Annotated in this window: 15 protein-coding genes; 7 read left to right on the top strand and 8 right to left on the bottom strand. The window is 66.9% G+C overall.

Annotated features, from left to right (window positions below; genetic code table 11):
- Window positions 1–1,014 (top strand): HDOD domain-containing protein (locus tag EGJ34_RS17745; protein ID WP_125361798.1); only part of this gene is annotated, 1,014 nt, incomplete at its 5' end.
- Between the two features lie 30 nt (window positions 1,015–1,044).
- On the opposite strand, the gene EGJ34_RS17740 is transcribed toward EGJ34_RS17745, so the two are convergent.
- From EGJ34_RS17740 to EGJ34_RS17730, 3 genes are read right to left on the bottom strand one after another with little or no spacing between them, the layout of a single operon-like run.
- The gene (locus EGJ34_RS17740; protein ID WP_125361797.1) at window positions 1,045–2,604 is read right to left on the bottom strand and encodes a phospholipase D family protein; all 1,560 of its coding nucleotides are present in this window, start codon (window positions 2,602–2,604) and stop codon (window positions 1,045–1,047) included.
- On the bottom strand, window positions 2,601–3,311 hold the full coding sequence (locus tag EGJ34_RS17735) for an rRNA pseudouridine synthase (protein ID WP_125361796.1): 711 nt from the start codon (window positions 3,309–3,311) through the stop codon (window positions 2,601–2,603). The genes EGJ34_RS17740 and EGJ34_RS17735 overlap by 4 nt, the downstream gene beginning before the upstream one ends.
- Window positions 3,312–3,357: 46 nt before the next feature.
- Window positions 3,358–3,855 (bottom strand): M48 family metallopeptidase, encoded by a 498-nt coding sequence (locus tag EGJ34_RS17730; RefSeq protein WP_125361795.1) that lies wholly within the window; start codon window positions 3,853–3,855, stop codon window positions 3,358–3,360.
- A gap of 72 nt (window positions 3,856–3,927) precedes the next feature.
- On the opposite strand from EGJ34_RS17730, the gene EGJ34_RS17725 reads away from it, so the two are divergent.
- Together EGJ34_RS17725 and EGJ34_RS17720 are read left to right on the top strand one after the other, a co-directional pair.
- On the top strand, window positions 3,928–4,485 hold the full coding sequence (locus EGJ34_RS17725; RefSeq protein ID WP_125361794.1) for a DUF2058 domain-containing protein: 558 nt from the start codon (window positions 3,928–3,930) through the stop codon (window positions 4,483–4,485).
- A gap of 106 nt (window positions 4,486–4,591) precedes the next feature.
- Window positions 4,592–4,858 carry a DksA/TraR family C4-type zinc finger protein gene (locus EGJ34_RS17720; RefSeq protein WP_125361793.1) on the top strand — a complete coding sequence of 89 codons (267 nt, stop codon included), beginning with the start codon at window positions 4,592–4,594 and terminating at the stop codon, window positions 4,856–4,858.
- A 19-nt stretch (window positions 4,859–4,877) separates the two neighbouring features.
- Here the strand turns inward: EGJ34_RS17720 and EGJ34_RS17715 are convergent, their stop codons facing one another.
- Both EGJ34_RS17715 and EGJ34_RS17710 read right to left on the bottom strand, forming a co-directional pair.
- Window positions 4,878–5,459, bottom strand: a complete 582-nt coding sequence (locus tag EGJ34_RS17715) for a mechanosensitive ion channel family protein (protein ID WP_125361792.1) — start codon at window positions 5,457–5,459, stop codon at window positions 4,878–4,880.
- Window positions 5,460–5,503: 44 nt separating this feature from the next.
- Window positions 5,504–5,713, bottom strand: coding sequence for a hypothetical protein (locus EGJ34_RS17710; RefSeq protein WP_125361791.1), 210 nt, complete (start codon window positions 5,711–5,713; stop codon window positions 5,504–5,506).
- Window positions 5,714–5,837: 124 nt separating this feature from the next.
- Between EGJ34_RS17710 and EGJ34_RS17705 the strand changes: the two genes are divergently transcribed.
- Genes EGJ34_RS17705 through EGJ34_RS17695 form a run of 3 tightly spaced genes read left to right on the top strand, consistent with a single transcriptional unit; the run spans window position 5,838 to window position 7,831 of the window.
- Window positions 5,838–6,416, top strand: coding sequence for a sigma-70 family RNA polymerase sigma factor (locus tag EGJ34_RS17705; protein ID WP_125361790.1), 579 nt, complete (start codon window positions 5,838–5,840; stop codon window positions 6,414–6,416).
- Window positions 6,413–6,928, top strand: coding sequence for an anti-sigma factor (locus EGJ34_RS17700; protein ID WP_125361789.1), 516 nt, complete (start codon window positions 6,413–6,415; stop codon window positions 6,926–6,928). The genes EGJ34_RS17705 and EGJ34_RS17700 overlap by 4 nt, the downstream gene beginning before the upstream one ends.
- Window positions 6,929–6,940: 12 nt before the next feature.
- Window positions 6,941–7,831, top strand: a complete 891-nt coding sequence (locus EGJ34_RS17695) for a DUF4097 family beta strand repeat-containing protein (protein WP_125361788.1) — start codon at window positions 6,941–6,943, stop codon at window positions 7,829–7,831.
- Between the two features lie 48 nt (window positions 7,832–7,879).
- Here the strand turns inward: EGJ34_RS17695 and EGJ34_RS17690 are convergent, their stop codons facing one another.
- Together EGJ34_RS17690 and EGJ34_RS17685 are read right to left on the bottom strand one after the other, a co-directional pair.
- Window positions 7,880–8,059 (bottom strand): hypothetical protein, encoded by a 180-nt coding sequence (locus tag EGJ34_RS17690; RefSeq protein WP_125361787.1) that lies wholly within the window; start codon window positions 8,057–8,059, stop codon window positions 7,880–7,882.
- Window positions 8,060–8,371: 312 nt separating this feature from the next.
- On the bottom strand, window positions 8,372–9,727 hold the full coding sequence (locus tag EGJ34_RS17685) for an Hsp70 family protein (RefSeq protein WP_125361786.1): 1,356 nt from the start codon (window positions 9,725–9,727) through the stop codon (window positions 8,372–8,374).
- Between the two features lie 120 nt (window positions 9,728–9,847).
- Between EGJ34_RS17685 and EGJ34_RS17680 the strand changes: the two genes are divergently transcribed.
- A complete protein-coding gene (locus EGJ34_RS17680; protein ID WP_125361785.1) occupies window positions 9,848–10,183 on the top strand; it encodes a zinc ribbon domain-containing protein YjdM in 336 nt (111 codons plus the stop codon).
- A 2-nt stretch (window positions 10,184–10,185) separates the two neighbouring features.
- On the opposite strand, the gene EGJ34_RS17675 is transcribed toward EGJ34_RS17680, so the two are convergent.
- The coding region (locus tag EGJ34_RS17675; protein ID WP_312023041.1) for a tetratricopeptide repeat protein at window positions 10,186–11,259 on the bottom strand (1,074 nt) is incomplete at its 5' end.

Here is an 11,259-nt window from a genome sequence, read left to right as displayed (position 1 = left end):
GTGCGCGCCGGCGACGTCGCGCCGCCACGCAGGACTCCTGAACCGGCCAGCCGGTTGGCGGTGCCCTCCATTGAAGCCTCCGGCCCCGTGCTGCAGGCGGGACTGCACGCGCTCGCGCTGGTACCCCGCAGCGGCGGCGGACAGCTGGCGGCTGCCGACGAAGGTGCGCTGCAGCAGGCGGTGACGCAGTCACTGGAGGCCCAGGACTGGTCGGCGCGCCATCTGCCGCGGCGTCCGCAGCTGTTGCCGCAGCTGATCCAGACCGTCAACGACAGCGACGCTTCGGCACGTGCGATGGCGATCATCATCGGCCAGGACCCGGTGCTGACCGGCAATCTGCTGCGCATCGCCAACAGCCCGCTGTACCGGCTGCAGGCCAAGCCGGTGGACAGCCTGCAGCGTGCGGTAACCCTGGTCGGCACCGATGGCATCCGCCAGATCATCAGTGCAGTGCTGGTGCAGCCGGTCATGCAGCTGCACTGCGAGGCCTTCCCGCAGTTCGGTACTGTGATCTGGGAGCATGCCCTTCTGGCCTCGCGCGCGGCGGCCGACCATGCGCGGCGGGTTACCCAGGAAGATGGCTTCGCGGCGCAGTGGATGGGCTTGACCCAGGGGCTGGGCGCGGCACTGGTGATGCGTCATCTGCTGGATGCGGCAGCGCGCCGCGCCGATCCGCCACCTTCGCAGGAGCTGGCCAGCCAGCTGCTGGACAGCTGGACGCTGCCGGTGGCCAGCCGGATCGCGGCAGCATGGGAGCTGCCACCGGCGGTGCACAGTGCCCTGCTGCGGGATGTGGACAGTCCCGACGGCGGGCTGGCTGGCAGCCTGCGTTTCGCGCGCGCGGCGGCCGCCGCCAGCCTCCTGTGCCGGCATGGTCGCATTGGTCAGGCCCAGGCCGTGGCGCTGCTGGAGCAGCTGGATGACACTCCGACACACACGCTGCAGTGGATATGGCGGCGGCTGCATGGCAGTGGCGTGGAAACACTGGGCGAGGATGTCGCCAGGGACGCCTGAGCACCCCACCACGTCGCACCTGTTGCGGATTTACAGCTGCGACTCCAGCGGCAACCAGCTGATTACCCGGGCGCTGGTGCGCTGCCACCACGAGGTATCTGGCTCCTTTTCAAGCAGCATGGGCGGTTGCGCAGCGCGATCCAGCCAGCGCACGCGGTCCTCTGTGTCCAGGGTCACCCAGTAACTCTGTTCGGGTGCCGCCAGACGCAGATATTCGTCGCGCAGTTGCGCGGCCAGGACCTCGTCATCAAACAGCACACCCATCTCGGTGTTGAGATACGCCGACCGCGGGTCAAGATTGAATGAACCCACGAAGCCGCGGCGGTCGTCGAGGACGAATGCCTTGGTATGCAGGCTGGCTCCGCTGCTCCCGAAAAGGCCGCCGCCGTCCGGGCTGCCGTGGGCCTTCAGTTCGTACAGGTGCACCCCGCCGCGCAGCAGGGGGGCACGATACTGCATGTAGCCGCTGTGCACCGCTGCCACGTCGTTGGCTGCCAGGGAGTTGGTCACCACGCCGACCGTGGCACCCCGCTCGACCAGCGCGGCAAATCCTTCCGTACCTTCAGTGCCGGGCACGAAGTACGGTGAAATGAGCAGCGCCTTGTGCGTGGTCGCCTCCAGCTCATTCACCAGGCGCGTCACCAGCCACTGCGCGCGATCGTCGCGACGGTGCTTCATGGCCGGATCGGAGACGATCTCCACACGGTCGCTCCAGTGCAGATGTGTGGGTTCCAGGAAGAACGCCCGCGCGGTGGACGATTGCTGCACCCGCTCCAGATAGGGCTGCGCGCTGTCCAGGCGCGCTTCGTTGGCCGATTCGCGCAGCAGCAGTTTCAGCTGTGCCGGCGTGTGGAATGCCAGCGCTGCAATGGGGACGGCGGTTTCACTGTTCCAGTACTCGTCAAAAATGCTGCTGGCCTGGCCCACGGCCGGCCCGGCCACCAGCAGGTCCAGGTCACGGAAGTTCACATCCGTGCGGGCACTGAAATATTCCTCGCCGATGTTGCGGCCACCGACGATCGCCACCCGTCCATCGGCGATCCACGACTTGTTGTGCATGCGGTGATTGACGCTGAAAAAGCGCTGCACCATTTCCACCAGTCGCCACAGGCCTTCACGATTGCGGAAAGGGTTGTAGAGACGGATCTCGATGTTGGGGTGTTCGTCCAGCGCCATCATCAACGCGTCCTTGTCGTGCGCGTTCATGTCATCCAGCAGGATGCGTACGCGCACCCCGCGCTCGGCCGCCCGATGCAGTTCCTGCGCCATCAGGTGGCCGATCAGGTCGTCGTGCCAGAGGTAGTACTGCAGGTCGAGGCTGCGCGCCGCGTGTCGCGTGATCACCGCGCGCGCGGCGTAGGCGTCGAGCCCGTCTGACAGGAAACCCACGCCTGACTGCTGCGGGTGCAGCGCCTGCAGTCGTTCCACCTCGCGGTCGATCGCGCTCTGTGCCGGCTGCGTTGGCAGCGCGGTGCTGTACTCGCCCATCGCCTTCGGCGTCAGATGGTCGGCCAGCAGCAGACCGCTCAGCACCAGCAGGCCCAGCAGGACCAGCAGCAGGCAGAGGACACGCAGGACGCGACGTGTCAAAACCGCTCATCCACGGCGAGGTAGCGCCACTGGCCCGGAGCCAGCTTGCCCATCGCCACCCGGCCAATACGCAGGCGGCGGATGCTCACCACCTGGAGGCCCACCTGCGCGCACATGTCCCGCAGCTGCCCCGGTTGCACCGGTTTGATCGCAAAGCGCAGGCGTGTCTCGCTCTGCCAGCTCACTTTGCACGGCGGCAGCGGTCGGCCGCGGTAGGCCAGTCCATGGGCCAGGCGGGCCAGCCCATAGGGAGCCAGTTCGCCACTGACCTCCACGACGTATTCCTGCTCGAGCGTGGGGCTGCGGTCTTTCAGGAACGACAGCATGCGTCCATCCTGGCTGACCACCACCATGCCGCTGTCTTCGGCCGACAGTGCCATCCCCAGCTGCAGGCCGTGGAAGTGGCGCTGCAACAGATGCACGCCGGTGGCATCCAGTTCGCTGCGGGTTTCCGGCGTGACCAGCGCGCAGAGCTGATCGGCCCGCGCGCCGGCCGGCTTGTGCAGCAGCATGCTCACCGAGGCAGTGCGGCCGGCCTCCGCGTTTTCACGCAGGGCCACCACTTCGTTGGCGACCAGCGCTTGTGGCTGCTCCACCACCTGGCCGTCCACCGTCACCCAGCCGCCCTCGATATAGCGCTGCGCGTCGCCGCGCGAGCAGCCCAGCAGCTGGGTCAGGCGTTTATCGAGTCGGATAAGGTCGGTCATGGCGGGGGCAGGGGAAAGCGTGGCGGCCGGGGAGTGTAAGGCACCCTCAGTCGGACCGGGTGTCCAGGTGGGTCAGATACATCCGCAGCCCGAACTCCAGCTGGTGATAGTCTGGCTCCATGTGCGTGCACAGCTGGTAGAAGGCCTTGTTGTGGTCCGATTCCTTCAGATGGGCCAGCTCGTGGACCACGATCATCTTCAGGAACGGGGCCGGCGCATCCCGGAACACCGTGGCAATGCGGATCTCGCGGCTTGACCGGAGGCGGCTGCCCTGCACGCGGGACACCGTGGTGTGGGTGCCCAGTGCGTGCTTGAGCACCTGCAGCCTGCTGTCATACATGACTTTGGACAGCGGTACCGACTGGCGCAGGTAGCGCTCCTTCAGCGCCTGGGTGTAGTCGTACAGCTGGCGGTCGCTGCGCACCTCGTGCGGCTGCACATACCGCTGCTGCAGCCACGGGCCCAGGCGACCGGCCGCGATCAGGTCGCGCACCTGCTGCTGCAGGGCGGCGGGGTAGCCGGCGAGGTACTTCAAGGCGGTCATGGCAGGCTTTGGGTCGGGCGTCAGGGGCAGTATGATGGCCCCCGGAATCCAGTAGATACAGACATAAAGCGTATGGCAAAGGGCAATCCGCTGCAGCAACAGCTGCTCAAGGCCGGCCTGGTGAAGAAGTCCCAGGTCTCCCAGGCCGCGCGCGAGCAGGAGAAGGCCCGCCACGGCAAAAGCCCGGCCGCCCCCACCGATAGCCAGCGCGAAGCCGACCGCCTGCGCGCGGAGAAGGCCGAACGCGACCGTGCGATCGAGGCCGAACGCAAAGCAAAAGTGCAGGCGCAGGAGCGTCAGGCACAGATCCGCCAGATCATTGAAACCCAGAAGGTCGCCCGTGATGGCGAAAGCGAGTACCGCTTCAACGACGGCACCCTGATCCGCACGCTGCTGGTCAACACGGCGCTGCGCCGTCAGCTGGCCGCAGGCAGCCTGGTGATCGTGCGATTCGGCGAAGGTTTCGAACTGGTGCCGCGTGCCGCCGCCGACAAGATCCGTGAGCGCGACGCCACCGTGATCGTGCTCGACAACGGCCAGGACAAGGGGCCAGCAGAACCCAGTACCGGCAATGCCGACGACGACGCCTACTACGCCCAGTTCCAGGTGCCGGACGACCTCATCTGGTAAGACCCGCTGAACCGTTCACGCGCGGGGCCTGCATTCAGCCGCGCGGCAGCTGGAGGGGAGCCTGGGGGACTATGCTGGAGATCTGATCCAGTGTCGGGAGACCCTCATGGCAACCGGTTGGGCAGGCGACGGCGCGGTCCAGGACCAGATTGACGCCACCGTCGATGATGCCATCCAGCGCGCCCGGGCCCAGCTGCGGCAGGGCCCGGGATTGACCCATTGCGAGCACTGCGACGCACCGATCCCGGAGGCGCGGCGCAAGGCGGTGCCCGGCGTGCGTCTGTGCATTGCCTGCCAGGAAGAGCAGGACGCGGCCGAGCATGACAACACCGGCTACAACCGCCGCGGCTCCAAGGACAGTCAGCTGCGCTGACCGTCCCTGCGGGGCCGCTTCAACCGTCGCCTTGGATCCCACCCGGGGCCTGCGAGGGATCGCGCCAGCGGCGCACCGTGCGCTGGAAGAACATGTTGTTGGGTACCTGCAGGACCGTGCCTTCATGGCCGTTGTCCGTTTCCTGCAAGGTCGAATAGATCAGGTTGATGTCGATCACCCGGCCTTTCAGTCCCGGCTTTTCGCCATTTTCCAGAACCTCGATGTAGTCATGCAGGCGGAACGGCCGGGTGGTGAAGATCAGCAGCGTGCAGAAGATGTTCGACAGCACGCTCCAGGCCGCGAAGAAGGCCACCGCACCGACCGCCGCAAAACCGGTGAATGCCGTCCACAGCACCGTGGCGGAAACCCCGACGATATTGAGAATGACCAGCAGTGCGGTGAAGTAGACCACGAAGGTGAATACCCGCCGCGCGCCCATCACCATTTCCGGCGGGAGCGTGTAGTGCTCGGCAATGCGCCGGATCACGCGTCGGGCGATCAGGCGCAACAGCCAGGCGACCAGCAGCGTGCCCACGATCTGCAGGGCAGGGACCGCGTAGTGCAGCCACTCGTGGGTCCAGGCGGGCAGACGTTCTTTCATTGGTGAAGCCTTTGCGTGCAGCGTGAGACAGGTGACCCTGCATCTTACGCTGCGTCGATCTCCGCGGACGCCTGCAGGTGCCAGGGCGCGGACAGCAGCGCCAGCAGCCGGGATCCGCACAGCGGCGGTTGTGCCTTGTACTGCACGCATAGATCCGGATGCGGCGGGAGCAGGACCTGCAGCGACAGCGGGCTCCAGGGTAGTGTGCAGGCGCTCATCAGTGACAGGAGCACGGCGAGGCAATGGGACGACATGGCAGCTCCGGCGACGGGCGCTCTGCGGGGGACGCAGGCTTGGATGCGCAGGCGGGCAGGAAGGTTTAGGCGCGCGCTGACCCCGCGGCCTAAACCTTTTTCCTGGCCCTGGCATCCAACGGATATGCTCGACACCACCATGCCCGCTCCGCCGCCCTCCGCAGAAGGCCACGACGCCGACGACGCCGCGCTGGTGCGTGCGGCCGTGGCGGGCGACTGCGGTGCCTACGAGCGCATCTACCGACGCCACTCGCCACGCATCTATTCGGTGCTGTGGCGGCTGTGCGGCGGCAACGCCGCGCGCGCCGAGGACGCCCTGCAGGAGGCCTTTCTGCAGGCCTGGCGCGCGCTGCCGGGGTTCCGCTTCGATAGCAGCCTTGGCACCTGGCTGCACCGGCTGGGCGTCAATGCGGCTCTGATGGAACTGCGCGGCCAGGCCGGCCGCGAAGTGGACGCCGACGTGGGCTGGGAGGCGCTGGAACAGCTGCCCGGGCCGCAGCGCTGCGCCGGCACCACGCTGGACCTGGAGCGCGCGCTGGAAACGTTGCCGCCACGCGCCCGTGCAGTGCTGGTCCTGCACGACATCGAAGGCTGGAAACACCAGGAGATCGCCGAGCAGCTGCGGATGGCGGTGGGCAGCTCCAAGGCACATCTGCATCGAGCGCGCGGTCTGCTGCGCGCCCAGTTAGGAGAACCCGCATGAACGACCTCATCCACGACGACCTGCCCGACTCCGTACTGCAGGCACGGTTGCGTGCGCTGCCGCACGAGCGCGTACCGCCGGCCCGGGTCTGGGAGCAGATCGAGGCGCAGTTGGCCGCGCGCGCCGTTCCTGCAGCATCTTCGACGTCGCTGGCGCGACGCGCACGCCGTCGTTGGCCCCTGCGGATCGGCCTGGGCCTGGCAGCTGGACTGGCCGTGATGCTGGTGGTGCCGACCACGCCTCCTCCCGCCGCCCCCGGCAATCCGCTGCAGCAGCAGGCCGATGTCATCGCACTGGAGTACCAGCAGGCCATTGCCACGCTGCCCACCGAAACGGTCGGGGCCGATTGGCAGCCGACCCTGCATGAACTGGACAGCAGTGCGGCCAGCATCCGCGCCGCCATCGCCGAAAATCCCCGCTCGCGCTATCTGCTCGGGCAACTGCAGCGCACCTATTCGCTGCGCCTGGAACTTACCCAGCAGGCGTTGAACGCCGCTGGCCTGTCATCCTGAAGGAGAAACACCATGCACCACCGTCTGCGTCCTGTTGCCGCCCTGGTCCTGCTGCTGCCGTTGGCTGCGCAGGCTGCCACCCGCATTGACGAACAGCATCCGCTGGCGGCCGGCGGCCGGGTGGAGGTGAGCAACATCGCCGGCAAAGTGACCGTGCGTGGCTGGGACCGTAACGAGGTGGCCCTGACCGGCAACCTGGCCGATGGCCTGCGTCTGCAGCAGGACAAGAGCAGCAACCGGGTGCGCTGGGAGGTGATCTATCCGCGCAACAGCAACAGCAACAGTGGCGGTGCCACGCTTGAACTGCGGGTTCCCCGCTCGGTGGAGGTGCAGGTGGGGACGGTGAGCGCCGACATCGACATGGCCGACGTGGACCTGCGTCGTCTGTCGGCCAACGCGGTCAGCGGCGACATCACCGCCGCCGGTCGCAGCGGGGAGGCATCCCTGGCGACGGTGAGCGGCAGCATCCGCTCGCAGGTCAAGACCCAGCGACTGTCGCTGCGCGCAGTGAGCGGCGACGTCCAGGCCGGTGGCGGCATTGCCGGTGAGGTAAACGCGGAAACGGTGTCCGGTGACATCCGTCTGGACACCGCGGAGGTACAGCGACTGGCGGCCGAGGCGGTGTCTGGCAGCCTCCACGTGGGCGCGGGTGCGTTGTCCCCGGGCGGCAAAGTCACGCTGGAGACGGTCAGCGGCTCGATTGCGCTGGCCCTGCCGCGCAAGGTCTCGGCGCGCCTGGCAGTGAAGACCTTCAGTGGTGACATCCAATCCGACGCAGGCCAGGTCGAACGGCCGCGCTACGGTCCCGGCCGTAGTCTGGAGACCCGGCTGGGGACGGGGGACGGGGACATTTCGATCAATGCCCATTCGGGCAATGTGCGGGTCACGCTCGGCAACCGCTGAAGGCAGCCTCCGCACCGGCGATTCGGCCGGTGCGGACGGCGGGCGGGCTCAGCTGGCTTTCTTCAGCGCCAGCGTATTGCCAAGTACTTCGATCTTGCCACCGCTTTTGCGGAATGCGGCGAGGTCAGCCGCGATGCTGGCACTGTTGATGGCCGTGCTGGCGGTCTGCTTGCGGTCAACGCGAACGGTGTTGCCGGCCTTGGGGGAGGTCTTTGGCGAACGTGCCATGGATGCTCCTTTCTTGATACAGCGTGGAGAAAATCGCCGACGGATGCAGCAGGTGTCGGCGGAAGTACCGCCGCGCGGGGCGGCAGCGATGTCGCCGGTCGTAAACTGGCGGCAAATTCGGGTGTGCACTCCCAGGCCCGGGGCCGGAACCCCGGGGTGGCAGCTTTGGCAAAAGGGGGCCGCGCTCAACAGGCAGACCCTGAACGACATGCGCGTTGCGCATCAAAGCCGGAGAATGATAGTCGTTCCGGCGTAACGTTTTGTTAATACAGCCGGCCCGCCGGTGCTGAAGCCAGCGTCAAGCCAGGATAATCAATGGCTTGCGGCCCAGGCGAGGCCGTGAACCACGCCGAATGATGGGTTGCCGCGGACCAGTCGGGAATTCGGGAACGAGGCGGCAACGGCCTGCTGCAGGTAGCCGGCACGCGACATGCCGCCGGTCAGGAACACCGCGGCGGGGTCGTGGCCGATGTCCTCGCGGACCTGCACCAGCAGCTGGGTCAACTCGCTCACGTAGCCGGCGGCGGCATTGCCGAGCTGGGCGGTATCGGTATTCAGGGCCAGCCCCCGCTCGATGAAATCAAGGGCGCTGTCGTGGCTGGCCGCGCTGCTCAGTGCGATCTTGCAGCGTTCAACCTCACGGTACAGGCGCGCGGTATTGCCGGTGTCCTGCAGCGCCTGCAGGCGCTTACCCCATGGCGCATCGACGTCCCGGTAATTGTGCTGGCGGAACTCGCGCTGGCGCGGCATGTCCTGGACCATTGCCGCTTCCACGAAATGGTGTGCGGGTACCCGGCTGACGCCACGTCCAAACAGGGGCATGTAGCCGGACAGGCTCAGGGCAAGGTCGATATCAGTACCGCCGCGTGCGATACCCCATGCGCGGTGGATGATCGGAGCCTGCGCACCACCGACCCGCGCATGGGCGACGTCGGTCGTACCGCCGCCGATGTCCACCACCAGTGCATCGTGTTCATCAGTGCTTTCGGCGTGGTAATGCATGGCCGCCGCGGCCGGCTCCTCGAGAAAATCCACGTCGTCAAAGCCCGCGGCAATCGCCGCGGTATGCAGGATATCCAGCGCCTGGTCATTACCGGCCGCGCCAATGGAACTGCGGAACTGCACCGGCCGGCCCAGTGTGGCCGTGCGTACTGCTGCGTTCAGCTGCCTCGATGCGGTCAGCCGGATGTGTTCGAGAATATGCGTGGCGATGCCGGTGATGGTCTGCCGCGCGCGGGGGTGCAGGTTGTAGCCCAGCATCGACTTGGGGCTCTGCACCAGGTTGCCTTCGTTCTCTTCGAAATAGGCTTCCAGCGCTTCGTCGCCATATACCGCGTTCTGCAGCAGCGTGGTGGAACTGAGCGGTTGCCGCATCTGCTCTTCCATCCACTGCCGGCGCACCACGCGCAGCGCCTCACGGCGCAGCGCATCGGGAGCACGGTCCTGGCCCGCGGCGCGGGCTTCGCGGGCCGCGGCATCGATCAGCCGGTGCAGCTCACGCTCCAGCGCCGGGGTCAGCGCGAAGTCGTTCGGGTCACGCATCACTTCGGGGAAGTACACGGTGGTACGGAACTGCTCGGCCTCACCAAAGCGGATCGGTACCACCTGTCCGTCCACCACCGCGGCGGCGGCGGAGTTGCTGGTACCAAAGTCGATGCCGATCTTCATGCGGGGCGGTCCAGGCGGAAGGGGGCGCGCACTGTGCGTCAAGCCGCGCGTGGGCGCAAGGGCCGGACGACCGGGCGGTTACAATGGTGAACGTTTCATTCTTCCAATCGAAGGCCCCCCATGTCTGCCGTTCCCGCCTGTCCGCAATGCACCCTGGAAAACACCTACGCCGACGGCGCGCTGTTCATCTGCGCTGATTGCGGCCACGAATGGGCGGCAGGCGATGCCGATGCGGGCAGCGTCGTGGTCCGCGACAGCAACGGCAATGTGCTGGTCAGCGGCGACACCGTTACCGTCATCAAGGACCTGAAGGTCAAAGGCTCGTCCATACCGCTCAAGCAGGGCACGGTGATCCGCAACATCCGCCTGGTCGAGGACGATGCCGAGCACATCGAAGGCAACTCGGACAAAATCAAGGGGCTGGTGCTGAAGACCTGCTTCCTCAAGAAGGCCTGACCTTAATTGGCCGCGGTGCGCTTCTGCCACCGCTTCAGGCTGTCCAGTTTGGCCTGGTACGCCGCCCGCAGCACGCTGGCATCTTCGTCGGCCAGATCGCGCGCGCGCTGCATTTCCTGTGACGCGCGCCGGCTGTCGCCGGCGAGGAAGTAGGCCCGCGCCAGGCCAAAGTGGAACTGGTGCGCGCTGCCGTACAGGGCAATGGCCTTGCGGTAGAAGCGGATGGCGTCGGCGTAGTCCCGGCGTTCCTCGGCCTGGTTGCCCATGCGGAACTGCGCGAAGGGATCCTTTCTCTCCACCTGCTGCAGCCGGTGAGCCAGCTCTCCGGCCAGGCGCGGTTCGCCCAGCCGCGTATACAGGGCACTGGCATTGGTCAGTGCGGCGGCGTGGCGAGGCTGCAGTCGCAACGCTGTCTGGAAATCCTGCTGCGCCTGGGGAAGCCGACCTTCGCGCACGTCCAGCACGCCCAGATTGTTCCACCCGGGCGTGAACTGGGGCGACTGCCGCAGCGCTGCCTGCAGGTAGGTCCGGGCCTTCGCCAGGTCGCCCGCTGCCATGGCCTGTGCGCCGCGGTTGTTGTAGAAGTGGGCCAGGGCCCTCTGCCCGGTGATCGGACGCGGACCGTAACGGTCGTACAGGACGTTGCGGTCCAGGTCGACGTCGGCGGTGCGGCCGTTCAAGGTCACCCCTGCATTGACGTGGCCGACGCTGTAAATCACGCCTTCGTCCTGGTACCAGGTCATCACCTGCGCCACTTCCTGCACCCGCGCCTCGATTCCGGCAGCGCGGGCGAGGGCGACGAACAACAGGGTGAACGACAGACAGTTGGCGCGACGGGTCTGCCAGGTTTCGGTCAGGGTGTGGGTGGCATAGGGGTCGTACTCCAGGTGCATCCCATCCTCGTCGAAGATCAGGTGCACCAGCTTTTCCAGACGCTGCTCCCGCGAGGGCGTCGCCTCGATGACCCGGTGCCGCAGCAGGGTCATCAATGGGGGCGGAATAGCGAGGATCTGCTCGGCATCGGGCGGGACCGCCGGCGTGGGCTGGCTGGCGGCCGGAAGGGCGGGGGGCGGCGA

Source organism: Stenotrophomonas sp. 278 (assembly GCF_003935715.1).
GTDB classification, from domain to species: Bacteria; Pseudomonadota; Gammaproteobacteria; order Xanthomonadales; family Xanthomonadaceae; genus Stenotrophomonas; species Stenotrophomonas maltophilia_AH.
Note: the sequence above shows the minus strand (reverse complement) of the source record. Positions and strands in the feature narration are given on the sequence as shown.